Annotated in this window: 28 protein-coding genes; 20 read left to right on the top strand and 8 right to left on the bottom strand. The window is 63.0% G+C overall.

Translation table 11 applies throughout. The features are described 5' to 3' along the window. Position 1 precedes the first annotated feature (1 nt). The 9 genes from K1X15_RS07290 (at position 2) to K1X15_RS07250 (ending at position 6,883) form a co-directional block, all read left to right on the top strand. Positions 2-772, top strand: coding sequence for a thiazole synthase (locus K1X15_RS07290; RefSeq protein ID WP_157289340.1), 771 nt, complete (start codon positions 2-4; stop codon positions 770-772). Further along, positions 769-1,368, top strand: coding sequence for a thiamine phosphate synthase (locus K1X15_RS07285; protein WP_157289341.1), 600 nt, complete (start codon positions 769-771; stop codon positions 1,366-1,368). The genes K1X15_RS07290 and K1X15_RS07285 overlap by 4 nt, the downstream gene beginning before the upstream one ends. Before the next feature lies 1 nt (position 1,369). Beyond that, positions 1,370-2,347: a HesA/MoeB/ThiF family protein gene (locus K1X15_RS07280; protein ID WP_220306820.1), complete on the top strand. Its 978-nt coding sequence runs from the start codon at positions 1,370-1,372 to the stop codon at positions 2,345-2,347. Further along, the gene (gene thiD / locus K1X15_RS07275; protein WP_220306819.1) at positions 2,344-3,204 is read left to right on the top strand and encodes a bifunctional hydroxymethylpyrimidine kinase/phosphomethylpyrimidine kinase; all 861 of its coding nucleotides are present in this window, start codon (positions 2,344-2,346) and stop codon (positions 3,202-3,204) included. Before K1X15_RS07280 ends, thiD begins: the two co-directional genes overlap by 4 nt. A gap of 59 nt (positions 3,205-3,263) precedes the next feature. Continuing rightward, positions 3,264-3,962 (top strand): 7-cyano-7-deazaguanine synthase QueC, encoded by a 699-nt coding sequence (gene queC / locus K1X15_RS07270; RefSeq protein ID WP_220306818.1) that lies wholly within the window; start codon positions 3,264-3,266, stop codon positions 3,960-3,962. Continuing rightward, positions 3,959-4,318, top strand: coding sequence for a 6-carboxytetrahydropterin synthase QueD (queD, locus tag K1X15_RS07265; RefSeq protein ID WP_157289344.1), 360 nt, complete (start codon positions 3,959-3,961; stop codon positions 4,316-4,318). Before queC ends, queD begins: the two co-directional genes overlap by 4 nt. Then, the gene (gene queE / locus K1X15_RS07260) at positions 4,297-5,052 is read left to right on the top strand and encodes a 7-carboxy-7-deazaguanine synthase QueE (protein WP_157289821.1); all 756 of its coding nucleotides are present in this window, start codon (positions 4,297-4,299) and stop codon (positions 5,050-5,052) included. The genes queD and queE overlap by 22 nt, the downstream gene beginning before the upstream one ends. A 72-nt stretch (positions 5,053-5,124) precedes the next feature. Then, a complete protein-coding gene (locus tag K1X15_RS21585) occupies positions 5,125-5,280 on the top strand; it encodes a 3-methyl-2-oxobutanoate hydroxymethyltransferase (protein ID WP_082903549.1) in 156 nt (51 codons plus the stop codon). Between the two features lie 601 nt (positions 5,281-5,881). Beyond that, a complete protein-coding gene (locus K1X15_RS07250; protein WP_220306817.1) occupies positions 5,882-6,883 on the top strand; it encodes a 5-methylcytosine restriction system specificity protein McrC in 1,002 nt (333 codons plus the stop codon). Positions 6,884-6,888: 5 nt separating this feature from the next. On the opposite strand, the gene K1X15_RS07245 is transcribed toward K1X15_RS07250, so the two are convergent. The 4 genes from K1X15_RS07245 to K1X15_RS07230 are packed head-to-tail and all read right to left on the bottom strand — an operon-like array spanning position 6,889 to position 10,286. After that, complete coding sequence (locus K1X15_RS07245) at positions 6,889-7,668, bottom strand: metallophosphoesterase (RefSeq protein ID WP_220306816.1); 780 nt, start codon at positions 7,666-7,668, stop codon at positions 6,889-6,891. After that, positions 7,661-8,251 carry a hypothetical protein gene (locus K1X15_RS07240; protein WP_220306815.1) on the bottom strand — a complete coding sequence of 197 codons (591 nt, stop codon included), beginning with the start codon at positions 8,249-8,251 and terminating at the stop codon, positions 7,661-7,663. Before K1X15_RS07240 ends, K1X15_RS07245 begins: the two co-directional genes overlap by 8 nt. Then, positions 8,248-8,685 carry a hypothetical protein gene (locus K1X15_RS07235; RefSeq protein WP_220306814.1) on the bottom strand — a complete coding sequence of 146 codons (438 nt, stop codon included), beginning with the start codon at positions 8,683-8,685 and terminating at the stop codon, positions 8,248-8,250. Before K1X15_RS07235 ends, K1X15_RS07240 begins: the two co-directional genes overlap by 4 nt. After that, complete coding sequence (locus K1X15_RS07230) at positions 8,685-10,286, bottom strand: AAA family ATPase (RefSeq protein ID WP_220306813.1); 1,602 nt, start codon at positions 10,284-10,286, stop codon at positions 8,685-8,687. The genes K1X15_RS07235 and K1X15_RS07230 overlap by 1 nt, the downstream gene beginning before the upstream one ends. Before the next feature lie 362 nt (positions 10,287-10,648). Here K1X15_RS07230 and K1X15_RS07225 point away from each other — a divergent pair, with 362 nt between their 5' ends. From K1X15_RS07225 to K1X15_RS07215, 3 genes are read left to right on the top strand one after another with little or no spacing between them, the layout of a single operon-like run. Continuing rightward, entirely contained in the window at positions 10,649-11,086 is a 438-nt protein-coding gene (locus tag K1X15_RS07225; protein WP_220306812.1) for a hypothetical protein, read from the top strand. A gap of 48 nt (positions 11,087-11,134) precedes the next feature. Continuing rightward, complete coding sequence (locus K1X15_RS07220; RefSeq protein WP_220306811.1) at positions 11,135-11,572, top strand: hypothetical protein; 438 nt, start codon at positions 11,135-11,137, stop codon at positions 11,570-11,572. 11 nt (positions 11,573-11,583) lie between these two features. Then, positions 11,584-12,099 carry a helix-turn-helix domain-containing protein gene (locus K1X15_RS07215; RefSeq protein WP_220306810.1) on the top strand — a complete coding sequence of 172 codons (516 nt, stop codon included), beginning with the start codon at positions 11,584-11,586 and terminating at the stop codon, positions 12,097-12,099. A gap of 28 nt (positions 12,100-12,127) precedes the next feature. On the opposite strand, the gene K1X15_RS07210 is transcribed toward K1X15_RS07215, so the two are convergent. Then, positions 12,128-13,579, bottom strand: coding sequence for an integrase family protein (locus K1X15_RS07210; protein ID WP_220306809.1), 1,452 nt, complete (start codon positions 13,577-13,579; stop codon positions 12,128-12,130). Positions 13,580-14,085: 506 nt separating this feature from the next. On the opposite strand from K1X15_RS07210, the gene K1X15_RS07205 reads away from it, so the two are divergent. Next, positions 14,086-14,610: a transglutaminase-like cysteine peptidase gene (locus K1X15_RS07205; RefSeq protein WP_220306808.1), complete on the top strand. Its 525-nt coding sequence runs from the start codon at positions 14,086-14,088 to the stop codon at positions 14,608-14,610. A gap of 123 nt (positions 14,611-14,733) precedes the next feature. Here the strand turns inward: K1X15_RS07205 and K1X15_RS07200 are convergent, their stop codons facing one another. Then, positions 14,734-15,960 (bottom strand): hypothetical protein, encoded by a 1,227-nt coding sequence (locus tag K1X15_RS07200; protein ID WP_220306807.1) that lies wholly within the window; start codon positions 15,958-15,960, stop codon positions 14,734-14,736. Here K1X15_RS07200 and K1X15_RS07195 point away from each other — a divergent pair. From K1X15_RS07195 to K1X15_RS07185, 3 genes are all read left to right on the top strand, one after another. Beyond that, positions 15,959-16,978, top strand: a complete 1,020-nt coding sequence (locus tag K1X15_RS07195) for a hypothetical protein (protein WP_220306806.1) — start codon at positions 15,959-15,961, stop codon at positions 16,976-16,978. The genes K1X15_RS07200 and K1X15_RS07195 overlap by 2 nt on opposite strands. Positions 16,979-17,334: 356 nt before the next feature. Next, a complete protein-coding gene (locus tag K1X15_RS07190; protein WP_220306805.1) occupies positions 17,335-17,871 on the top strand; it encodes an Hsp20/alpha crystallin family protein in 537 nt (178 codons plus the stop codon). Positions 17,872-18,010: 139 nt separating this feature from the next. Beyond that, the gene (locus K1X15_RS07185; protein ID WP_220306804.1) at positions 18,011-18,682 is read left to right on the top strand and encodes a phosphoribosyltransferase; all 672 of its coding nucleotides are present in this window, start codon (positions 18,011-18,013) and stop codon (positions 18,680-18,682) included. Here the strand turns inward: K1X15_RS07185 and K1X15_RS07180 are convergent. Beyond that, the gene (locus K1X15_RS07180; protein ID WP_220306803.1) at positions 18,663-19,124 is read right to left on the bottom strand and encodes a host attachment protein; all 462 of its coding nucleotides are present in this window, start codon (positions 19,122-19,124) and stop codon (positions 18,663-18,665) included. The genes K1X15_RS07185 and K1X15_RS07180 overlap by 20 nt on opposite strands. 167 nt (positions 19,125-19,291) lie before the next feature. Between K1X15_RS07180 and K1X15_RS07175 the strand changes: the two genes are divergently transcribed. From K1X15_RS07175 to K1X15_RS07160, 4 genes are read left to right on the top strand one after another with little or no spacing between them, the layout of a single operon-like run. Beyond that, positions 19,292-19,792: a GyrI-like domain-containing protein gene (locus K1X15_RS07175; protein ID WP_220306802.1), complete on the top strand. Its 501-nt coding sequence runs from the start codon at positions 19,292-19,294 to the stop codon at positions 19,790-19,792. 52 nt (positions 19,793-19,844) lie between these two features. Then, positions 19,845-20,042, top strand: coding sequence for a hypothetical protein (locus K1X15_RS07170; RefSeq protein ID WP_220307663.1), 198 nt, complete (start codon positions 19,845-19,847; stop codon positions 20,040-20,042). After that, a complete protein-coding gene (locus tag K1X15_RS07165; protein WP_220306801.1) occupies positions 20,039-21,103 on the top strand; it encodes a hypothetical protein in 1,065 nt (354 codons plus the stop codon). The genes K1X15_RS07170 and K1X15_RS07165 overlap by 4 nt, the downstream gene beginning before the upstream one ends. 27 nt (positions 21,104-21,130) lie before the next feature. Then, positions 21,131-22,102 carry a ribose-phosphate diphosphokinase gene (locus tag K1X15_RS07160; protein WP_220306800.1) on the top strand — a complete coding sequence of 324 codons (972 nt, stop codon included), beginning with the start codon at positions 21,131-21,133 and terminating at the stop codon, positions 22,100-22,102. A 47-nt stretch (positions 22,103-22,149) separates the two neighbouring features. Here the strand turns inward: K1X15_RS07160 and K1X15_RS07155 are convergent, their stop codons facing one another. Next, on the bottom strand, positions 22,150-22,569 hold the full coding sequence (locus K1X15_RS07155) for a CBS domain-containing protein (protein WP_220306799.1): 420 nt from the start codon (positions 22,567-22,569) through the stop codon (positions 22,150-22,152). Between the last annotated feature and the right edge of the window lie 182 nt (positions 22,570-22,751).

Below are 22,751 nucleotides of genomic sequence, written 5' to 3'. Positions count from 1 at the left end.
CATGGAGTTTTATGGTGTCACGCTGTCCTCCCGGCTGCTGCTGGGCACGGCCCGTTATCCCTCGCCCAAAATCCTCGAGGCGGCAGTGCGCGCCTCGGGGGCCGAAATCGTCACTGTGTCGCTCAGGCGCGAAGGCGGCGACCAGCGGGCCGGCCAGGCTTTCTGGTCGCTTATAGGCGAGCTGGGCCTCCGCGTCCTGCCCAATACGGCTGGCTGTCATTCGGTCAAGGAGGCCGTAACCACGGCCCACATGGCTCGCGAACTCTTCGGCACGACCTGGATCAAGCTCGAAGTGATCGGCGAGGCCGATACCCTCCAGCCCGATGTCTTCGGGCTGGTGGAAGCTGCACGTATCCTGGGCGAGGACGGGTTCGAGGTCTTTCCCTACACGACCGAAGACCTGGTCGTGGCCGAACGCCTGCTCGAGGGAGGCTGCCGAGTATTGATGCCCTGGGGCGCCCCGATCGGATCGGCGCGCGGGCTGAACAATCTCTTTGGCTTGCGCGCCCTGCGCGCCCACTTCCCCGATGTACCCCTGGTGATCGATGCCGGTCTCGGCCTGCCCTCGCATGCGGCAGCGGCGATGGAAATGGGCTATGACGCGGTGCTGCTCAATACTGCCGTCGCCGAGGCGGGTGACCCTGTCCGCATGGCCGAAGCCTTTGCCCTCGCCGTGGACGCGGGGCGGCTTGCCCATACCGCATCGCCCCTCGAGCCGCGCGACATGGCGGCGCCTTCGACCCCGGTCCTGGGCAAGGCAGTCCTCGCATGATGCTCGATCGCTTCTATCCCGTCGTGCCCGATGCGGATTGGGTCGAGCGTCTTCTGGCCTCGGGCGCAAAACTGATCCAGCTGCGGATCAAGGATTGTCCCGAACCCGCGCTGCGCGCTGAGATCGAGCAAGCTAGGGCCACATGCATGGCAGCGGGTGCGCAGCTCGTGATCAATGACCATTGGCAGGTGGCCATCGATACCGGGTGCGATTTCGTGCATCTGGGCCAGGAAGACCTCGCCGAGGCCGACATGGGGGCGCTGCGCCGCGCGGGGATACGCTTCGGCATCAGCACCCATGACCATGCCGAATTGGACAGAGCCCTGATTGAGTCCCCTGACTATGTGGCCCTGGGGCCCATCTATCCCACCCAGCTCAAAAAGATGCCCTGGGCGCCGCAGGGGCTGGCGCGGATCGCAGAATGGAAGCGCCTCGTGGGCGCGCGGCCGCTGGTGGCCATTGGCGGGCTGACCGTGGCGCGGGCCGAACTCTGCCTGGCGGCGGGCGCCGATTGCGTTGCGGTCGTTGGAGACATCGTGCGCCACCCCGACCCAGCCGGTCAGGCCGGTGCCTGGCTGGCAGCAACGAGGCTTTGACATGACCGATCGCTACATCCGCCAGATGACGCTGGCCGAAATCGGCGCCGATGGACAGGCGAAGCTGGCCGCTGCCAGCGTCCTCGTGGTTGGCGCCGGGGGCCTTGGTTCGACGGTCCTGCAAATCCTGGCCGGTGCCGGAATCGGCGAAATCGTCATCCTCGACCATGATCGTGTGGACGTCACCAATCTGCATCGGCAGCCGCTCTACGGCATGGACGATATCGGTGCGCCAAAGACGGAGGCGGCGCGAAAGGCGCTGCTTCGAGCCAATCCCGCAATCACCGTAACAGCCAGACCGGAGCGCCTGACGCCACACAATGCCGCCGCGCTCGTCGACAGGGCGACCGTCGTCATCGATGCGGCCGACAATTTCGCCGTGACCTATATCCTGTCCGACCGCTGCCGGGCTGCCGGCAAGCCATTGGTCAGTGCGTCGGTGCTTGGCTTCTCCGGTTATGTCGGCGCCTTTTGCGGCGGTGCGCCAAGTTATCGCGCGGTCTTTCCCGATGCGCCAGCGGTGGCCGGCAGTTGCGCCAGCGTCGGCGTGCTGGGGTCAGCCGTATCGATACTGGGGAGCCTCCAGGCCCATATGGCACTTCACGTGCTGCTCGACCTTAAGCCAGGCATATTAGGCCGGGTTGTCAGCTTCGACGGCCACACCCTGCAATTTGGCGGCTTCAGCTTTGCCGATAGTCCTGAGCCTCTGCACGCCACCGCGTTCATCGGGCTGGCAGACCTCGTGCCCGACGATATTGTCGTCGACCTGCGCGGCGTCGCTGAAGCGCCGACCCTGCCGCGAGCAGATGCGCTTCGTCTGGCCCCAACGGAAATTGACCAACTGGCATCGGCATATGGTGGTGCCCGCATCGTCCTCTGCTGCCGCAGCGGGCAGCGGGCTCTGCGCGCTGCGGGGCGGTTGCAGTCCATGGGCAGGCACAACCTGGCGCTGGTCGCGCTGGAAGGCGATCCGTCGTGATACCCGTTGCTTTGACCATTGCCGGTTCGGATTCGGGCGGCGGCGCCGGAATCCAGGCCGATCTCAAGGTCTTTGCCGCTTTTGACGTCTTCGGGACCAGCGCGATTACAGCGGTGACGGCGCAAAACAGCATGGGCGTGTCTGCGATACACTCGGTCCCTCCAACAGTTGTAGCGTCCCAGATCGAGGCGGCGTTCGCCGATCTGCCGGTGGCGTCTGTCAAGATCGGCATGCTCGGGAATGCCGAGGTCATTGACGCGGTCGCCGAGACCTTGAGCCGGCATGACGCCAACCGGATTGTCCTTGATCCGGTGCTGGTGGCAACCAGCGGCGCGCGCCTGCTCCCGGAGGAGGCTTTGGCCGCACTGGTCACTCTGCTGTTGCCGAGGACCCTCCTGCTCACCCCCAACCTGCCTGAGGCTGCGGCCTTGACTGGCTCGCCACTTGCCATGGACGAGACTGCGAGGATCGTTCAGGCCAGGGCCTTGCTGGCGATGGGGCCCAAGGCTGTGCTGATCAAAGGGGGACACGCTGCGGGACCGCGCAGTACGGACCTGCTCGTCGACGCCGACGGCGTGACACGCTTTTCAGCGCAGCGGCAAGGCGTGGGGGAGATTCATGGCGGGGGCTGCATGTTTTCCTCCGCGGTCGCAGCCGGCCTCGCCAGAGGCTGGCCACTGACCGCCTCGGTCAGCCAAGCCAAAGGCTTTATCTCGAGGGCCATAGCAGCGGCACCAAGCCAGGCCCTCGGCTCCGGTGCCCGGTTATTGCACCCGGCTCGGCGGCCTGGGAGGCGTCTTGGCCACAACGCCGCAGCCCCTTCGAGTTCCATTCACAAGTTGCCATTTCTGGCGTAGAGGGAAGACAGAGCAATCTCCGGTCGCAGCCTTACCCGGTCAAAACAAGGATCAACATTTTGAAAACTCTCGTCATCTGCTCCGGCGGATTGGACTCGGTTTCGCTCGCGCACAAGGTGGCGGCCGAGCAAACTCTCACAGGCCTCGTTTCGTTCGACTACGGACAGCGGCACAGCAAGGAACTCGGCTTTGTCGCGGCCTGCGCACAACGGCTTGGCGTCCCGCACCAGGTCATCGACATCCGTGACATCGGCCGCCAACTCAGCGGTTCCGCGCTCACCGACGATGTTGCCGTTCCCGACGGCCACTATGCCGAAGAATCGATGCGGATCACGGTGGTGCCCAATCGCAACGCCATCATGCTGGCGATAGCCTTCGGTGTCGCTGCGGCGCGACAGGACGAGGCAGTCGGCGTTGCCGTCCACGGCGGCGATCACTTCATCTATCCCGATTGCCGGCCTGATTTCATTGACGCCTTCCAGGCGATGCAGGACCGTGCGCTCGACGGCTATGCCAACGTCCGCCTTTACGCGCCGTTCGTAAACGTGTCCAAGGCCGACATCGTGACCGAGGGCGCACGGCATGCAACGCCCTTCGATCAGACCTGGTCCTGCTACAAGGGCGGGGAGATACATTGCGGACGTTGCGGCACCTGCGTCGAGCGTCGGGAAGCCTTCGACCTGGCCCGGCTGCCGGATCCAACACCCTATGCCGATGCCGACTTCTGGCGTGATGCCGTAGAGGCGAAACGCGCATGACGTTTCGCATCACCAAGGAATTCCATTTCTCGGCATCCCATCAGCTCGCGTCGCTTCCGCCTGACCACCAATGCGCTCGGCTGCATGGGCACAACTACATCGTGGAAGTCGAACTGACCGCCGATGAGCTGAACGAGCATGGCTTCGTGCGCGATTACCAGGACCTGTCAGTCCTCAAACGGCACATCGACGAGGCATTCGACCATCGCCATCTCAACGATGTGCTGGGCCATGATCGGGTCACTGCCGAATATCTCGCCCAATACTTCTATGACTGGTGCAAGCAGCGACTGCCCGAAGCCTCTGCCGTACGCGTCAGCGAGACCGCCAAAACCTGGGCGGAGTACAGGCCGTGAGCGCCGTGGAGCCGCCCGGTATCCGCATCAGTGAGATCTTCGGGCCGACGATTCAGGGCGAAGGCGTATTGATCGGCCAGCCGACCGTGTTCGTGCGAACCGGTGGATGCGACTACCGTTGCGCCTGGTGCGACAGCCTGCATGCCGTAGACAGTCGCTTCCGTGACGACTGGCGGCCAATGTCGATAGAGCAGATCTGGGCACAGGTCCGGGTCCTGTCGGGCGGCGAGCCGCTGATGGTGTCGCTGTCCGGCGGCAATCCCGCGATCCAGCCGCTGGGCGACCTGATCGCACGCGGCCACCAGGACGGCTATCGCTTCGCCCTGGAAACGCAGGGTTCGATGGCCCGGGACTGGTTCTCGATGCTGGACGTCCTGGTGCTGAGCCCCAAGCCGCCATCAAGCCGGATGAGCGTCGACAGGGCACAATTCGAGGCTTGCCTCGACGCCGCGCAAGGCAAGCCGCTGACGGTGCTCAAGTTGGTGGTTTTCGGCGATGCGGATTATGACTTTGCTCGAGACGTCGCAGCCCGCTATCCGCACCTGCCGACCTATCTCCAGCCGGGCAACCACACGCCGCCCTCGGCCGATGCGGTGGACGGCCCCGTAGACATCGATGGCGTCATGCAGCGCATGGAATGGCTGGTGGACAAGGTTACTCAAGACCGATGGTTCCAGGCGCGGGTATTGCCACAGCTTCACGTGCTGCTCTGGGGCAATAAGCGCGGCGTCTAGGGATTTGCAAACAAGTCTGTCCAAGCATGCGAGGATTCAACGTGTCGGCATACGGGTTCGAGTCGCCTGACCATGCGCGACATACAGGTATTACGCGATGCCAGGAAGCGGATCGCGATGCTCACAGCGTACGACCACGTCATGGCAGGTCTGCTCAGCCAATCCGGCATCGACATGATCTGGGTCGGAATGGCAGCTATCGGGACGTCGCAAACGCGGTCTGAATGACCGCTGTGGGGCGCTTAGCGGAAGGTGGAAGCCATTACCTCAACGCGTTGAGCGGCCACTACTTGTGCTCGGTCTCTGGAAGAGCGGCATAACTTGACGGGCTCATGTCAATGAGAAAGAAGTACCTCCACCCCTGCCCCAGCGGCGTTCAAGATGCCTGCTCATCATCGCCATCGGTATAGAGCAAGGGCCCCAGCCAAGCTGGAGCCCCGAACTATTCCACCCGTGCAGCAAACACTAAGCACGAGCAATCTACACCATCATCAAAAAACCGGCCGCCTACGCGGCTACAGATGACACGCCAAATAATCGGCGCTGTCACTTTCCTACCGGCCGCCTGAGCGGCTACACGTGACGCACGAGCATATCGACGCCATCACCATCCTATCAGCCGCCTTCGCGGCTACAAATCAAACACGAGATCGATGTCAAATCGATGTAGTCACGATCCCTTCAGCCGTCTGCGCGGCTACGAAGTGATGCCGAAGAGCTAGAGCTGAAACGTCAGCCACAGTCAGTACTCTCAGCTGCCTACCTGCCGCTCACAAGCGAGATCGTTCTGAATCTCAGGCCCAAGTTTCCCGTCAACAATCTTTGGCGCATGCTCGCCCTGGCCGACGAGAACTACGATCGAGTGCTACCAATTCTCCGATCCTACGAACGGACCAATGCGTCGCCCCCGCACCACATGCTCGCCCGCGGCTTCTGCCACTACCTTCGTCTCATCGTCGATTTAGGACTGGCGCGTGGCTACTACCGGGAGCCGTACACCGGCTTCTTCAAGCCCAAGGTAGAGTTCGGCACGACCGTCGCTCGTCACCTCGCTCGAGGCGACGAACTCAACGTAGCCGGCGCCGTGTTTGCGTTCTCCGCCAATCTGCCAGTAAACGCCGTGCTCAAGTCTGCCTGCATGGACTTTCTGCGGTTGATCCCTCGGGACCAGAAGTGGTCGATCGAGCGAAGGCTGTTTCTCGAGGCGCTCAACGCCCTATACCGAGTACCAGCAGCGCCGATGCGGTTCGGCGAGCAAGTCCTCGCCGAAGGAGTGCCAAGGTGGATTCGCGACCATTACCGCGGTGCCTTGACGGTTTATGCCATGCTGCTCGGCTACACCCAGGTGGGTTTCGGCTACGATGCCCAAGGCAGTGAGATGCCGTCTTTCCTGTTCTCGCTCGACGACATCTTCGAGAGCTTTGTCCGGAACACGCTCCGCGACGGCCTCCGAGAAGCCCATATCTCGGTGGTCGATGGGAACAAGAAAAAGCACCAGCGTCCTCTCTTCAGAGACAACAAGGTATTTCCGATAAAGCCTGACGCTATTATGCGTCGCGACAAGAAGGTGTTGGGCATCGGCGAGGTAAAATACAAGCCGAAAATCGATGAATCTGACCGCTACCAAGTCATCAGTCATGCAGTTTCGTTGGAAGCACCTGTGGCGTTCTGGATTTCACCTGCCTTGTCAGCTGCCCAGGCGGGCATGAATTACGTTGGCGCCATTTCCACTGGCACCAAATTCCACCACTATCGTCTCGACATCTCTGGGGATATCGATGCCTCAAGGCAGGATATGGTCGAAAAGATATCGGCCTTATTGCCGACCTAGGCGGCTCAGATCTCCACCACCAGATCCTCCGTCCACCCCGTCTCCTCATACCAATCGTCCCCTTCATACCCCCTTGGATTGCACACCACCCTTGTGTCGCCGACCATATAGTCCGACGCCCTGTGCAAATGTCCGTGCACCCACAATTCCGGCCGATATCGCTCGATCGTCCCTTCGAGATCGCTCGCAAAAGACGCGTCGGCCACGCCGGGCGTTCGGCCCCGGATCGATTTCGGAGACGGCGCATGATGCGTGACGACGACCGTCGGGCCCGGATGCGGCGTCGACAGCACGGCCTCGATCGTGGCGCGGTGCTGCATGTGCGCGGCGCGAGTGTCCTCCGGCCAGATCGTGTCGCTGCCGTCTGGCTTCCAGACATGCTGGTATTCCGGCATATGCTGCGCGGCCCAGGCTTCGCTCGCATAGCGATCGCCGACAAGTTCGAAATCCGTCCAGAGCGTCGCGCCGACGAAGCGGATGCCGCTGATGACGGCGGCTTGGCCCGACGACAGGATGTGAATGCCGCGAGCCAGCAGGTCTTCATTTCCACGATCCCAGGCATTGATCGCGGCGTCATGGACGTCATGATTGCCGGGCACAAAGATGAGCGGCGTCGGGGACAAGCGCGCCAACATCAGCAGCGTCTGCTCCGTTTCGCCGGCGGACTTATCGACGTCGCCGGCGATGATCATGACATCGTGCTGCGGAACCCGATTGGGAACCCAGTACAAGCTGTCCATGTGAAGATCCGAGACGATCCAGAGCTTGAGCCGCGCACTACTCATACTCGTGGCTCCCACAACGCATCCGATACCAGCCGCTGTCTTTGAGTGTCCGACCCAAGGCGCCGCATTTCTCGCACAGGCACGCGCTCAGGTGCTCGGCCGCGTCGACGATCTGGCCGCCGACGACGCCCTCCAGTCCGTGCGTGTACCAACGTAAGTCCCCGAATTTTTCCTTGATTTGGCTCGTCCGCGGGTCGCCGCCGGTCTCCTCGATCATGTCGACAGCGGCTTCAATGAGATCGCACCAGCCCGACCGGTGCTCCGGCCAAACGCCAAGGCGGTCGTGCAGCCGCGCGTCGACGACTGACCTGACGGGATCGGGGATCGACGCCGTTCGCGGATCATATCGCTGCCACCGCCGGCGCTGAGCCCGCAAGGCCAGATCGACCAGGACTTCCCGGGAGAACGGCGGCGCGGGACTATATTGTGTCCGCCCGATTTTGCCCGGCGGAATCCCCGGGCTGATCGTCGCCGTGAGCGTGTCCGGCGTCCGCCCGACGACGGCGAGCGAAGCCAAGGCGGGGTCGCCCTGGAGCGCGCGTTTGATGAGCGCCCTGGTCTCACTGATGATATCGACAGTCATTCGTCATCTCCTTCATCGTCTGAGCTCCACCGCAGTTCTTCCGGGATCTCGCTGTTCGCGATCGCTTCAAGCTCGTCTTGCGACAGCTCGTCGACGCCGATGACGATCCGTCCGCCGCCGAGCAGATGCCGGCGGCGCTCGTAGTCTTCATCGCTCTCGCCAGGATCTCGCCGGAGCTCGTACTCGACGACATCCGCACCGCCGAGCACGTCTTCGGCAGCGGCAATGCCCGCTTCGGCGAGAGCCTCGATGAGCATGTGCTGCCAAGGTTTGCCGTTACCGGCATGGAGCAGCGCGCGCACTGTGATCGGCCCCGGATGCTCAAGAGCCGCCCGGGCGATGTCGGCGACGTCGGCATGCCGGCGCTCGATGATGCCGACAGCGACGCGGAATGAGCTGCGGGCGATCGCGCGATCGCGTTCACGGATGACCATCAGCACCTCCCCATGATCTGCTCGCGCCCGTTCAAGATGGCCCCCACGATGCGCGTGAGTTGCCTGATCGATCCCCCCTGCCACGCGTCCCGCACGAGGTCCATCTCGTCCTCGGCCAGGGGCGCATACCACCTGCGATCGACGCCCTGCTGGGCGGCGATACGACCAATGATCTGCTGCGTGAGCACATACAAATGCTCCCAGTCGGGGTTCGGCATCTGGAGAACGCGCATTCGATCGCGCACTGGCTCAGGCACGCCTTCGAGCGAATTCGCCGTGGCGAAGTGCGAGACCATGCTGAGATCGACCTCGACTTCCAACGCGAGGTCGCGGTACCTTCGTGCCTGGTCGGCCTCGAGCATGGGCAGCAAAGCGTCCGCGGGTGCCCCGTTGTGCCGGCTTGACGATGCCTTTTCGAGCTCATCCCAGATGATGCCGACGGACGACATGCCCGCCCGCTTGATCAACTGGAGCGGCGCGCTCTCGCGAGCGCTCGACCACTGTGCAGACGTCCCCATCAACGCCGCGTCGTGCAAGCCGGCGAACGACTGCAGCTCACACGGCAGCCCGACAGTCTCGAAGATCGCGCGGGCCAGTGACGACTTCCCGGAGCCCGGGGCGCCGACGAGGAGCGTGGGCCGGAAGCGGATCGATTGCCGCGACGACAGATCGCCCAGGATGACATCGATGATCTCCTCGGAGTGCGGCCACTGAGCGACGAGCGATCGACGATGAGCCGCGATGTCGCCCGTTGCGATGGCAGGCAGCTTCACGCCGACTTTGCCCTGCCAATCCTTCCAGATGTCCTTCCGCCATCCGGTCGTAGGGATCGGCGTCTCAGGGATGACGACGACGCCAGGCGCGAGGGGCGGCCCTTCTTGCTTCTCGATCTCCGAGCGGTCTTCGTAAAGTTCCCTCAGGAATTCTGCATCAGTGTGCGCCGCGGGCTTAATCTCCTCGACGGGCTCCTGGACTTGCGCCGATGCCTTGGCCGCCTCGGAAGCGGCAAGCTTCAGATCGCTAAGCAGGAGGTGATCGCACTCGATGCTGTGGACGCCGAGCGCATGATATTCCTCCATGCTGCTCTTGTTCTTCAGCATCAGCCCAAGAACCGTTGCGTCCGACCAAGCGTCATGGAATCCAGTGCGGAAATACGTGTCTTCGGCGATGTGCTGAGCGAGCGCGTATGCGGCTTCGCGGTCGTCTTGATCGCCGCGATCATCGAGACACGCTTGGTAGCACCGCATCCGCCATTCGTCGTCGTATCCTGCAGCGGCCATCCACTGCCGGACGGGCTCGATGGCCGCCGACGTGCAAGTATTCCGCAGGACGGCGAGGGCCTGGCCGATATCGACGCCGGACTTCGCGGTCGCGTTCTTCACGATGCGCTTGCCGGGCTCTCGAACTGGCTCCGGGAGCGACATCCAGGAATCGCACCATGTCTGGATGTCGGCGACGATGCTGCCCTTGAACCAGGGCGATCCCTCGATGAGATCGTCCAGGGTCGGCAGCAGGCCGTCGCGAATATGCTGATGATGTGCCACGCGCTCAGCGTGAACGCGTTTCGCGGCCCCCGAGGCCGCACGTTTCTCCGATGTCATGTGAGGAATATCTTGAGCGTCGTGGACGTCTGCTCATGCAGTGTCGACCCGACGTGCGCCACCGACGGCTGGGCCCCGGCGTCACAGAATGGGCGTTATAGCGTCGCTGGGGCTGCGTGTCCGGAGGGAATCTTCCGGGGCATTTTCATCAAAGCTCGCGGGGATTGTGTGGACTAGCGGTAGACGCGGGAATGCCTCGGCTGCAAGTGCATGATTTTATTGGCAGATTAGACATAATGTATGCAGGTGCATATTTCTCATTGACGTATGCACCTGCATACTTCATCTTAAGTGCATAGGCAGCGCAGACGCGGTGCCAGCAACATAAAACTGGGGCATGCCGCCCTGATATAGGAACCAAAATGACCAAGTCCAAGACCATCGTCGTCCTCGCGAAGGCCGATCTGAAGAACCCGGCAGCGAAGCCCAGCGAAGAGCTGATCGCCGCCGTCGCCGAGGGCAATGGCCGCGCCCAGAAATTCGTCTACAGCGCCGCCGAGATCGTCGATCTGGCCCGTCGCGCCGAGCGCCGTCTCGAACGCTCGGGCCTGCCCCTGGCCGACCGCGTCGGCTTCGAGGCCTCTTTCGAACCCGAAGGCCCGGGCAAGGCGTACAAGTTCACGGCCACCGGTCGCGGCGTGGCGCTTCGGCGGGCGACCAAAGGCTGGGTGCTGGTTCGCATCTACGAGATCAACGTCTATCCCGGGCAGATCGAGCATATCAGGTACCGCGCGACCCCCACGCAGATCGAGGAAATGCAGCGCCGCGCCGTCGCCGATCTGACCCCCATTGCCGCCTGATCAAACCATGGCGCCGGCAGGACCGGCGCCACCCCAGGAGTGAAATTCATGCATAGCAACACCCTCGAAGCCAATCTGTCGCCGGTCCCCGCCGAGGTCATCGACACCACCGTCTATATCGGCAAGAGCAGAATCACGCAGGATCTGGTCTTCGTCGGTCGGGTCTGCGGCGGCGGCGACTGCGGCCCCGGGCGCGTGATCGAGATCACCGACTATGACCGGCGCACCCAGCTGCGCTGGGAACAGGACCTGCGCAGCGGATCGAAAAAGTCTGGCTGCATCACCGTGCAGCTCGAAGAGGACTCGCTGTATCGTCTTGAATACGTCGCAACATCGCACCAGCACATGGGGACCTTCTTCGTGTGCACCGACGGCGGTATCGCCCGCGTGATGAGTGGCGTCGAATTCAACCGGCTCCGCAAGAGCCGCTGGCCGGAGGCGCACAAGCGCTACCTGGCAACGAAGAGAAGGGAACGCGCCCAATGAGGGGCCATGAAATGAAGGCCATCCGCAAGCGGCTTGGCTTGAGCGCAATCCAACTGGGTCGCGCTTTCGGTTACACGGGCACGGCAGGCACAACGGCTGTCATGATCCGAAAATACGAAAGCGACGCCCGCCCTATCCCCATCTATCTCGAAAGGCTCCTGCACATGTACGAAGAACACGGCATCCCCGACGAGTACATCGATGAACGGCCCTTCAAGCTGGAGGCCCTGAGGAAACAGATCAAGGAGGCCACCAGCATCGTCGGCATGTTCCCCGAGATCAACGAATTCGCGGCCCTGGCGCGAGATCTCAAGAGCGAAGACTTCGACATCGATGACGAGCCCGAACTGCCGGATTTCGATACGAACTCCGCGGTGCACGACATCGACTGGAGCGAATGGGACGGTAGCGGACAAGAGGGCGTAGCAGCCGATGAGACGCACGTGCTGTTTCGGAACCTCGGCGAGAAAGAAGAATACTCATACCGGGAAATTGCGGAGATCATCGAGGACGACAACGCAAGATAGTCGACAGGGGCCCCACGGGGCCCCTTCTCTATTCCGCCGCCAGCATCCTCAGCCCCGATCCCTTGTAACGCCGCTCCGCGATCGCCCCCTTGAGCTCGTCGATGGGCTCCAGGCCTTCGACAGCCCGGGCGACATCCTCCTCCACGGCCGCTGCCCATTTCCGCATGATGGGCCATTTCTCGTGCGTCCCATCGTGAAGGCTATAGTGCTTGCCCGTCACATCCGTCCGCAGCCCACCTTCACTATGATCGAGGATCATTTTCGATGACAGCCGGCTCCAGCCGAGCACGCGCTCGCCATACGTACCAAAGATCCGCCGAACGTCGTGGGGGCTGTTCTCGACACCGGGCATAAAGCCCATGGCATGAGTGAGTGTCGACGGATCGAGATGCGTCAACGGCATCCCGCGTCGACGGGCCCGCGTCTGCGGAAACAGGTATTCTGGTTTTGACGCATCCGGGTCGTCATCGAGGCGACGGTGCCACGCCGCTTCAACAATTGCCATCGCTCGCTTCACGCACGCCCAGGCCGACGCCGGCAAAGGCACGACATGGGCTTCGCCGTCCGACCGTTTCCGATCATCAGCATAGACATACCAAAGGCCTTCTTCGTCGCCATTGAGCGCGCGGAAGTCCTCAATCATAGGCGACGCCACGGCGCGGCGTCGCTGTGCCGTCCAAACGACGAGCTCCACGGCGCAGCCGATAATCGGATCGATGGCACCGCTGCGCGCAATGGCGATGATGCGGCCCAGGTCCTCCAGCGTAGGATCGGCAACCATGCGCTTCGATGGGCGCCGCGTGCGCTCCGGGGCCTTCAGTCCACGCATGACGCCTGGGGTCACGCCCGCCGCATCGATCTGCTGGTCTTTTTCAAGCCAGCTCCACATCGCCGACACCACCCTAGCCGTGTTGGCAGCGTGGGTCTCTCGACCAGAACGATGGATCTTGCCGACGACGCCGGCCATCTCGGCACGTGTGATCGTCGGCAGGGGGCGCTTCAGGAATGGTTCGAATTCGGCGGCGCAGATCTTCTGCCGGTAGTCAGCGGCAGTGATCGGCGATTTCGTGCGCTTCATCTCGCCCAGGAACTCCGCCCGCCCCTGCTCGAAACTCCACTTGAACACGTCGCGGGGCCTCTCGGGCGCCGGTGCCATCGTGGCTTCGGCGATCTTGCCGGTGCGCACCAGCAATCGCTCGATCCACTTCGCATCGGGCATCCCGGATCGATCGCGCAACATCGCCTGCCCTCGGCCAACAATGTCGCGGGCTTCGGCGATGGTCCACGTCTCGATGTCGCCAAGGGCCAGTCGGGTGTCCTTGCCGTTGACGGCGAACCGGAATTGCCAGACTGCGCCACTGGGCCCGACTCGCAGGACGAGTCCCTTGGCACGCGCATCGGAGACCTCATAGCGCTTGGAGCCAGGGCGAGCGTCTGCCTTGGCCTTGGCGACTACGGCGGCGGTAATGGTGGTGGGCATTGGGACGACCTTTCGATCCAATGCGGCCATTGGGACGACATTGGGACGACCGCCAAGAAATACGGCATTCGCCCTGGCTGCAAGGCCTCAGCAGAAATCTTCGTTAATTCACAAGAAGCTATCTCGGATTAGCTTCAAATTGCCGACCGCTCAGAACCCTCGAACATGAGGCGATGTCCGAATTCCTAATCCTGGGGTCGTGGGTTCGAATCCCGCCGGGATCACCAGCCGATTCGGTCCCTCCCGCTCGCACGCTGGTACTCTCGCGGCCATTCTGGTGGCCCCAGCACCCTGCGGCCGGTCGTTCACAAACTTGTTACCGGGCTAATCCGTCTGGTCTAGACGCTGAATCAGCGTCGAGTTAACGAATTGAGGGCTCCAACTATTCGTCGGGGAGAGCACGTCTCTCCGGTCATCCCGCATGGATCACCTGTCGCCCGCGGGCGCAGGAATTCGTTAACAAATGTGTTGGCACACTCAGTCCCGCTTCATTATGGGACACGCCCATGTTTGCTCACGCCTTCAAAGTTTCCCTTGCGGCGGCACTCGCTGCCTTCACGTTTTCAGCCACCCCGACTTCAAGCTATGCAGCATCGGCGGCACCGCTGGGCTTCCAGCTGTTCTGCCTGCAGCAACCTGCGCAATGCCGTGGCGGTGGCAAGTCCCAGGTGGCGCTGACCAGCGAGATGCTCGCGAGCATCCGGCGCGTGAACAGCCAGATCAATCACTCGATCCGTCCCCGAAACGACCCCGGTCCCGATGTGTGGACCCTTGGAGCGACCGCCGGCGACTGCGAGGACTATGTGCTGACCAAGCGCAATGCGCTGATGAATGCCGGCCTGCCATCGAGTGCCCTGCGCCTGGCGCATGTTCGCACCCGGGAGGGCATCGATCACGCCATCCTGATCGTCAAGACCGACCTCGACGATCTGGTGCTCGACAATCTGGTGGGCGATGTGCTGCCACTGAGCAAGGTCTCCTATCGCATACTCGCGGTCTCCAGTGCCGACCCGATGGTGTGGACGCCCTGACTGATACGGGGTCTGCGGACTAGAGCATTCCCGTTCTGATTGAATCAGAACGGGAACTCTATCTCTTTGTTTTGTCACGCTTTCGAACCGCAAAAGTGGTGTCCACTTTTTGCTGAAAGCGCTCTAGGGCAGCACCACGGTCAGATCGTCCGCTGTGAACTGCCAATAATGGGCGGTCCGGAATTCGAGCCGCGTTATCCCGTCGAAATCAGCGGCGAGATAGGTCGGGCCGAGTGCCGAAAGTGTCATCTCCTCGTGATATGCGGGCTGGTCGCCCTTGAATGCGGTGATCAACAGGGTCTCGCCCTCGGCTTCCAGCGATGAGGCGCCGAAATAGCCGCCAACGAAGTTGAAGGGCTTGCTGCTGCTGATCGCGGCCGGATGACCTGACCCATTATAGGCGAGGAATTCTCCCGACATGACGCCGTTCCGGTATCCTTCCGGGTCGTAGAACTTGCGGTGGGTCATGACGAAATTGTCCCAGCCCAGCCCGCCATAGCCCGATGGAATCTTGAGGACACCCTCGCTCTGCAGATCATCAAAGGTGATCTTTTCGCTAGCGCCGACCGGATCGGGCGAAGACCACCAGGCCTGGGCGACCTGGACCGGGGTCGTATTCACGTCGAGGTCGCGCCCCGGGGCCAGCTTGTTGTGCCAGGCCCCCTGCTCGACCGCAACCGCGAAGCGATGCGCGCTATCGGCATGCAGGCGGCGCGTGGCACGATCGGGACCGGCAAGGACGATGTCGGTGGTGCTGGGATCCGGAAAAGTTCCAAGGAGCCGCAGTTCCGGCGCGAGCCCGACAAGGTGCGGCGCGGGGTCAGCAATCAGATCTGCCGGACTACCCGGACGAGACTTGAATTCGGTGGTCTGAACCGCATTGCCGGTCGTGACAAGCCAGTGGGACGGAACCCGAACGGTGAATTCATAGGTCCCCTCGAACATGATCGCGGCATCCGACTGCGTGCCCGACATGGTGAAATTGGCAAAGCCCGCCCCGTTGGACACCGCCCATATGGGCCGTCCCATGCCTTCCGCATCGACGATGATGCCTGACATGGGCTGGTCACCGAGATCGTAGAGGCCGTTTCGGTTGATGTCCCGAAAGACGAAAACCGAGATGTTGAGGTTGCCTTCCCAGTAGCTCGACCAGTCCGTGCGTGGTGGATAGTAATCGTCCTCGGCCAGAGCCGGGACAGCCGCCAGAACGGCCAGGGCAGCCAGACCAAAGGCAAGCGGGGGAAATTTCCCCCCGCCTTCCCGAGGGGGAGAGGGTTTCCCCTCTCCTCGTCCTGCCCCGTTGACGGCGTGAGCTGGCTTGGCCAGCACAGTCGCGTCAGTCCTTGCCATGGCCGCCGTTCCCATGGCCGCCATTGCCATGGCCACCGTTGCCGTGGCCACCGTTGCCGTGGCCGCCATTGCCATGGCCACCATTGCCATGGCCACCATTGCCATGGCCACCATTGCCGTGGCCGCCATTGCCATGGCCACCATTGCCATGGCCACCATTGCCGTGGCCACCATTGCCGTGGCCGCCATTGCCGTGGCCGCCATTGCCGTGGCCGCCATTGCCGTGGCCGCCATTGCCATGGCCGCCATTGTCGTCGCCGCCATTGCCATGGCCACCATTACCGTGGCCGCCATTGCCGTGACCGCCATTGCCGTGACCGCCATTGCCATGGCCACCATTACCGTGGCCGCCATTGCCGTGACCGCCATTGCCATGGCCACCATTGCCATGGCCACCATTGCCGTGACCGCCATTGCCGTGACCGCCATTGCCATGGCCACCATTACCGTGACCGCCATTACCGTGACCGCCATTACCGTGACCGCCATTGCCGTCGCCACCATTGGTGTCGCCGCCATTGGAGTCGCCACCGTTGGAGTCGCCACCGTTGGAGCTACCGCCGTTGTCATCGCCCTCGCCCTCCGAGGCGAGCGACACGGCAGGCGCCGGTGGGGTAGCGGCCGGAATGGCGGCGGTACCCCCGCCCAAGCAGAGACTGTCAGCGATGTCGTTCAGTTGCCGGGCTGTTGCTGCGCTGGCGGCGCCGCGCGCCAGGACACGAATGCCGTCAGCAGTATTGAGGCAGACTGGCATCGGCACGCGCGGGAATTGTCCCGCCTGGGCAAGAGTGAGTGCCAGCGTAGAAATCTCGACATCGCTCCGCGAACTTGCGCCAAGGAAACCACTGGCCGCGGGCGGACAGTCCCTGGCCTGATCCAGGTCAGGGCACACGCCCAGCACTTGAGAAATAGTGGTGAACTGCTGCGCCTGAACTGCAAGAGGGGCAACCAAAGTCCCAAGAGCAAACAGACCGCCAAGAAGATACTTCGATTTCATTTCAATACTCCTGATTTCTGACTAGTTACACTCAAGAGCAAAGCGCATTTACCTGCACAGTCGAAGCGGCTGGCAGCACAGGCACTCGCCTTCAAGTCACTGCAAAAGTATCGATGGGTCGCCCAACACTTTTGACGATGGACAATTTTATGAAAGTTTCGCCCGGGACGTTCTTGCCGCCGGCAGGCCAATGGAACGCACGCGTAAGGAGCGGAGCGTTGGGGGCGAACCGGTGGACCCTCATGGCAAGTCGAGCAGACCTTCTGGGCGGCTCTAGCCGCCGGGCCAGCGAGCGCAAGGCCGGTTTGACCGTCGTCAAATCGCGCCAGGGTCCGGAGCGCTATGGAGGACGCGCATCCTAATCAGGAGGATTCACCATGAGCGACACTCCCACCAAGCTTCCCATTCGAAACGAGAGGAAAGTGCCCACTCGCGCCGAACCGGCCAACTGGCGGCCTTTCGAGGCCTTGCGGCAAGAAGTCGACCGGCTTTTCGACGATTTCTATCGCAATGACTGGTTGCGGCCGTTTCGTGCCCCGCCTGCCGGCGCGCCCGCCAGTATCGGCCGATCCTTCGAATGGTCTGCGCCCGCTGTCGACATCGTCGAACAGGACAAGGCCTTCGAGATCACCGCGGAACTGCCGGGCCTTGATGAAAAGAACATCGAAGTCGTGATGCGTAACGGCAATATTGCCATCAGGGGCGAAAAGCGGGACGAGAAGGAAGAGAAGTCCGGCGACTACTATCTGCGCGAACGCCAGTTCGGATCGTTCGAGCGGACCTTTGCCCTGCCCGACGGGGTCGATGCAGACAAGATCGAGGCGCGTTTCAGCAAGGGCGTCCTGACCGTGACCCTGCCCAAATCGGCCGAGGCGCAGAAACCCGAGCAGAAGGTAACGGTCAAGGCGGCCTGAGTGCATTGGCGGGCCGGGGGCTGCCTGTCCCCGGCCCTGACCTTGGCCAAACTCTGACCTAACTTCGAGCCCCGCCGAGGTTATGGAGGAGCCCGCCGCGAGATGGCGCCATAGCCGAAACTGGAGAAGGCCGCGTGACATGAGCTTTGCGGACAGAACCGATGCCGGACGCCGACTGGCGGCTGCCCTTGAGCGATTTAGAAGCGACGATCCCATCGTGCTGGCCTTGCCGCGTGGTGGCGTTCCGGTCGCGGCCGAAGTCGCCACCGCGCTTGGCGCTCCCCTGGACCTGCTGCTGGTCCGCAAAATTGGCGTACCGGGCCATTCGGAGCTGGCTGCCGGGGCCATTGTGGACGACCCCGAACCCATCGTCGTGCGCAACGAGGGCGTCATCGCACAGGCGCAGATCTCGGAGGCCGCGTTCGACCGCGTCAGGATGGCCGAGAGGGCCGAGCTGCGACGCCGCCGCCAGCACTATCTCGGCGACCGGCCGCCCCTGGACGTCACGAACCGCACGGTGATCGTGGTCGATGATGGCGTCGCCACTGGCGCGACGATGCGGGCAGCGCTGCGCGCACTGCGCCGCCGTCATCCTCGCCGCCTGGTGCTGGCGGTGCCGGTCGGCCAGACCGAGACGATTGCCGAACTCGGCGCGGATGCGGATATCGTGGAATGCCTGGAGGTGCATGAGGTATTCGGCGCCATCGGCAATTTCTACAGCGATTTCCGGCAATTGTCGGATGACGAGGTTATCTCGACCCTTGCGCGGTTCGGCCGACCGGAGGACCCGCCTAGCCCGGCGGGCGCATAGCGGCGAGCTGGTTCTCGATCTCGGCCACCGGGTGATTGACCAAGTCCTTGCCGATCTCGACCGTCGGCGCCGACCATGACGGCGTACCAAGGGCCCGGCGAAGCACACCAAGGGACCGTGGTGGCGCAATGATCGTCAGCTGCGGCGGCCGGCGCTCGGCGACGAGCTGTTCCAGCGACCTTGCGACCCCGACCAGGAAATCGGCCTCGGCCTGTTCATGCCAGTCGGTCTCGTCAGTGCCGCTGCGCGAACCATCCATGCTGTCATAGACACGCGTGGGCCGGTCCGATCCGAGCTCGCGGGTCGGCTTGTGCGGCTCGACCTCGATGACCAGAGGCTTGAGATTGAGGGCCTGGGCATCGCCTGCATTCTCAAAGACGAGCGCCTTGGCGCCATCGCAGACCAGAATGAGTGCCTTGTTGGGAATGATCGTCCGGGACATCGCCACGCCTTTCGTGTTGAACAAGGCGACCCTACCCCGCCGCCGCGCGCGGCAATTGGACCTGGATCAAATCTGCAGCGCGAATTCGGACCCGCGATTGACCTTGGTCAAGGCTCTTGCCGGGCGATCGCGCAGTATCTGCGCACATCAATCCAAGGAGGGCTCCCATGACGATCACTCGTGCCCATGCCGTCTCCCATCCGATGATCTATGTCACGACGCGCATCTCGATGGACCCCGCCGAAATATCGGCGAAGGTCGGCAAAGCGTTCGACATCCTGCAGGGCTTCCTCGTCCAGAACCACATTACGGCGGTCGGCGCGCCACTTGCGATCTATCGGGACTGGAACGGGAAGACCATGGCGATGGACGTCGGATTCCCGGTGACTGCCGTCGATGTCAGCAAGGCCACCGGGGAGGTGCTGGCCGGCAAGAGCCCGGAAGGCCCCGCCGCGCGCGCCGTGCACAAGGGCTCCTATGCCTCGCTCCGGGACACCTATGGCAGCATGGAAGCCGATATTCGCAAAGCCGGCTGGAAATCCACCGGGACGACATGGGAAGTGTATGTCAAGGGTCCGGGCATGGCCGAGGAGGCCGACTACGAGACCGTGATCTATATGCAGCTCGACGCGGCGGACCTGGAGCTGCCCGGAGCCGTGGCCCAATGAAGCGGCGTTCCCGGCCCTCGGTCCGCATCCGACCCAAGCTGCGGCGGCCGTCATGAAGCCGGCTGGATCGACCATCAACAAGACATGGCATGAGGCGCACAAGATGCCGCCCAATGCCAAGATCGATGAGCGCATCGACTGGCACATGGCGCATGCGGCCAATTGCGGCTGCCGGCCGATCCCCGATTCAGTCCTCAAGGCCATGGACAAGCGAGGACTTCTCGCGCCGACACCGCGGAGCCTGCTATGACCATGTCGGAGGCCACCGGCGACGCGACCGCCGAACGGGGGCCGGACGAGGCGCCGGTCTCGTTGGCCCGCGAGGTGGCATTTCTCTCCAGCCCCGACGCCTATCCCGGTCCACCCGCAAGGGTCGATGTCCGCGAAACCCACATGTCATGGGTGTTCCTGACCGAAGACCGGGTCTTCAAGCTGAAAAAGCCCGTACTCTATCCACCCCTCGATTTTACCACGCTCGAGAAGCGATGCCATTTCTGCGCAGAAGAGGTCCGGCTCAACCAGCGCTTCACCGACGACATCTATCTGCGCACCGTCCCCTTGCGGCTTGGCCCGCATCGCAGGCTATCGCTGGGGGGAGCAGGCCGCATCGTGGACTATCTGGTGGAGATGCGGCGCCTTCCCGCCGAGCGTATGCTTGATGAGGTCATTCGGGCTGGCGGCCTGAACTTGGCCTCGGTGCTTGCCGTAGCCCGACGGCTTGCGGCCTACTACGCCGCCGCGCCGCCGCAACCGGAGCTTGGACGGCAATATGCCGGTCACCTTCAGGACGAAATCGAGATCGCACGCGACATCCTGCTGCGCCCTGGTATCACGGTCAGCCCCGATTGGGTGAAACATGTGCTCAAGCGTGTGCAGGCGCTTCTGACCAGATGGCGACCGACCATCGAGGCGAGAGTGGCGGCCGGCCACATCCTGGAAGGCCACGCCGACCTTCGCCCCGAGCATGTCTGCCTGGTCGAGCCGCCGCAGATCTTCGATTGTCTCGAATTCGACCAGAGGCTGCGCCTGATCGATCCCTATGACGAGGTGAACTACCTCGGTCTCGAGTGCGAGCTGCTCGGCGCCGCACTGGTCCGCCCGGTGCTGCTCAACACACTCGAAGACGTGATCGGCGGTCGGCCGGACAAGCGGCTGATCGCGACATATGGCGCGATCCGGGCCCTGCTGCGCGCCCGGATTTCGCTGGCCCACCTGCTCGACGAGCACCCGTCCGACCCCAAGCGGTGGCCGGGCGATACCAGGGCCTATCTGGCCCTGGCCGAGGTCGAGTGTGACCGCGCAGGCGGTTGAAGCTTCGGTCCAGGGAGGAGATGTGCAATGCGATTATTTGCCCTTGGCGGTGCCGGTCCACTGGCCAAATCCATCGCGGGCGCCATCGGCGTCGAGCTCGATCCGGTCGAAGAGCGCGCCTTCTCCGACGGAGAACACAAGTCGCGCCCCCTGGTCAGCGTGCGCAACGAAGACGTCTATGTCCTTGCGCAACTGCACGCCCACGATGGCAAGACGCCGGGCGACCTGCTCATGCGCCTGCTGTTCTTTCTGGCGACCTGCCGCGAAAATGGTGCCGCGCGGGTTACCGCAGTGGTCCCCTATCTCCCCTTCATGCGCAAGGAGCGGCAGACCAAGCCGCGGGACCCTGTGACCAGCCGATATGTCGCGACGCTTTTCGAGGCCGTCGGGACGACCATGGTGGCAACGATCGAGGTGCATAATCCCGCGGCCTTCCAGAACGCCTTTCGCTGCCAGACAAGCCACCTCAACGCGCACCACCTGATGGCACAGCGGATCTGCAGCATCGCCAGGTCGCCCATCGTGGTTGCGTCGCCCGACAGCGGCGGGATGCACCGCGCCGGCCTTGTGCGCGAGGCGGTGCAGCAGGAGACCGGACGGGATGTGGGTTCGGCGATGATGGAAAAGCACCGCAGCCAGGACGTCCTTACTGGAACGCAATTTGCGGGAGACGTCGCCGGCGCCGATGTCTTCATCGTCGATGACATTATCGCCACAGGAAACACCATTGTGCGTGCCGCCGAGGCCTGCCGTGCCCATGGGGCGAACCGGGTCTTCGCCATGGCGACGCATGGCCTGTTCGCGGGCGGCGCGGAGGGCCTGTTTGCCCAGGGCGTGCTCGACGGCATTGTCGTAACCGACAGCGTCGCTCCATTCGTCCTTCCCGCGGAGGCGGAACAACGATTGGAGGTGATCCCGACAGGGGAACTCATGGGGGCGGCCATCGCGCGCCTGCATGGTGGTGGCTCGATCAACCGGCTGCTCAATCCCAGGATGTGAAGATTTGCGACGGCGGACGAACCGGCAGTCGTCCGCCGCCTCCGCACTCAGGCGTGCGGCATGGCCACCGCCTGAACCAGTTCGCCGGACAATTCCCGGCTCGCGTGATGCGATATGTCCGACAGCGAAAGCATGCCGACGAGACGCTTCTTGTCATTGATGACCGGCAGCCGACGGACCTTCTTGTCCTCCATGAGATGGATGGCATCTTCGATGGACTGGTCCGAGCGGCAATAGATGATGCCCTTGGTCATCACGTCCCGTGCCGTCTGGCTCTTCGGGTCCGCCCCGTTGGACAGGAGCCGCAGCGCCAGGTCGCGATCGGTGATCATGCCGATCAGGTGATCGTTCTCGCATACGGGTACGGCGCCGATATCGTCCTTTTTCATCAACCGGGCGATCTCGGCGACGGGGGCATCCGGCGAGACGCAACTCGCCCCCTTATGCATGGCCTGTTCAACGTTCATGGTCCTCTCCTTCCGAAAGTGGGATCAGGCGCTGACAGTAGCCCCGCCGGCTCCGGGTGGTTTGATCGCCGTCAAGCCTGCCTGCGACATCCCAAAACACCCGTCGACCAACCAATTCTGCAAAGGCCCGAAACCGACTACCGCGGCAGGGATTGATGGCGGTCAAGAATGAGTAGCTCTTG

Source organism: Devosia salina (genome assembly GCF_019504385.1).
Classification (GTDB): Bacteria; Pseudomonadota; Alphaproteobacteria; order Rhizobiales; family Devosiaceae; genus Devosia; species Devosia salina.
Note: the sequence above shows the minus strand (reverse complement) of the source record. Positions and strands in the feature narration are given on the sequence as shown.

Bases quoted from the DNA above. Each gene is read 5' to 3' on its own strand.
- K1X15_RS07290 (WP_157289340.1), top strand. From the start codon at position 2: ATGGAGTTTTATGGTGTCACGCTGTCCTCCCGGCTGCTGCTGGGCACG.
- K1X15_RS07285 (WP_157289341.1), top strand. From the start codon at position 769: ATGATGCTCGATCGCTTCTATCCCGTCGTGCCCGATGCGGATTGGGTC.
- K1X15_RS07280 (WP_220306820.1), top strand. From the start codon at position 1,370: ATGACCGATCGCTACATCCGCCAGATGACGCTGGCCGAAATCGGCGCC.
- queD (WP_157289344.1), top strand. From the start codon at position 3,959: ATGACGTTTCGCATCACCAAGGAATTCCATTTCTCGGCATCCCATCAG.
- K1X15_RS21585 (WP_082903549.1), top strand. From the start codon at position 5,125: ATGCGCGACATACAGGTATTACGCGATGCCAGGAAGCGGATCGCGATG.
- K1X15_RS07250 (WP_220306817.1), top strand. From the start codon at position 5,882: ATGCTCGCCCTGGCCGACGAGAACTACGATCGAGTGCTACCAATTCTC.
- K1X15_RS07245 (WP_220306816.1), bottom strand. From the start codon at position 7,668: ATGAGTAGTGCGCGGCTCAAGCTCTGGATCGTCTCGGATCTTCACATG.
- K1X15_RS07240 (WP_220306815.1), bottom strand. From the start codon at position 8,251: ATGACTGTCGATATCATCAGTGAGACCAGGGCGCTCATCAAACGCGCG.
- K1X15_RS07235 (WP_220306814.1), bottom strand. From the start codon at position 8,685: ATGGTCATCCGTGAACGCGATCGCGCGATCGCCCGCAGCTCATTCCGC.
- K1X15_RS07230 (WP_220306813.1), bottom strand. From the start codon at position 10,286: ATGACATCGGAGAAACGTGCGGCCTCGGGGGCCGCGAAACGCGTTCAC.
- K1X15_RS07225 (WP_220306812.1), top strand. From the start codon at position 10,649: ATGACCAAGTCCAAGACCATCGTCGTCCTCGCGAAGGCCGATCTGAAG.
- K1X15_RS07220 (WP_220306811.1), top strand. From the start codon at position 11,135: ATGCATAGCAACACCCTCGAAGCCAATCTGTCGCCGGTCCCCGCCGAG.
- K1X15_RS07215 (WP_220306810.1), top strand. From the start codon at position 11,584: ATGAAGGCCATCCGCAAGCGGCTTGGCTTGAGCGCAATCCAACTGGGT.
- K1X15_RS07210 (WP_220306809.1), bottom strand. From the start codon at position 13,579: ATGCCCACCACCATTACCGCCGCCGTAGTCGCCAAGGCCAAGGCAGAC.
- K1X15_RS07205 (WP_220306808.1), top strand. From the start codon at position 14,086: ATGTTTGCTCACGCCTTCAAAGTTTCCCTTGCGGCGGCACTCGCTGCC.
- K1X15_RS07195 (WP_220306806.1), top strand. From the start codon at position 15,959: ATGGCCGCCGTTCCCATGGCCGCCATTGCCATGGCCACCGTTGCCGTG.
- K1X15_RS07200 (WP_220306807.1), bottom strand. From the start codon at position 15,960: ATGGCAAGGACTGACGCGACTGTGCTGGCCAAGCCAGCTCACGCCGTC.
- K1X15_RS07190 (WP_220306805.1), top strand. From the start codon at position 17,335: ATGAGCGACACTCCCACCAAGCTTCCCATTCGAAACGAGAGGAAAGTG.
- K1X15_RS07185 (WP_220306804.1), top strand. From the start codon at position 18,011: ATGAGCTTTGCGGACAGAACCGATGCCGGACGCCGACTGGCGGCTGCC.
- K1X15_RS07180 (WP_220306803.1), bottom strand. From the start codon at position 19,124: ATGTCCCGGACGATCATTCCCAACAAGGCACTCATTCTGGTCTGCGAT.
- K1X15_RS07175 (WP_220306802.1), top strand. From the start codon at position 19,292: ATGACGATCACTCGTGCCCATGCCGTCTCCCATCCGATGATCTATGTC.
- K1X15_RS07170 (WP_220307663.1), top strand. From the start codon at position 19,845: ATGAAGCCGGCTGGATCGACCATCAACAAGACATGGCATGAGGCGCAC.
- K1X15_RS07165 (WP_220306801.1), top strand. From the start codon at position 20,039: ATGACCATGTCGGAGGCCACCGGCGACGCGACCGCCGAACGGGGGCCG.
- K1X15_RS07160 (WP_220306800.1), top strand. From the start codon at position 21,131: ATGCGATTATTTGCCCTTGGCGGTGCCGGTCCACTGGCCAAATCCATC.
- K1X15_RS07155 (WP_220306799.1), bottom strand. From the start codon at position 22,569: ATGAACGTTGAACAGGCCATGCATAAGGGGGCGAGTTGCGTCTCGCCG.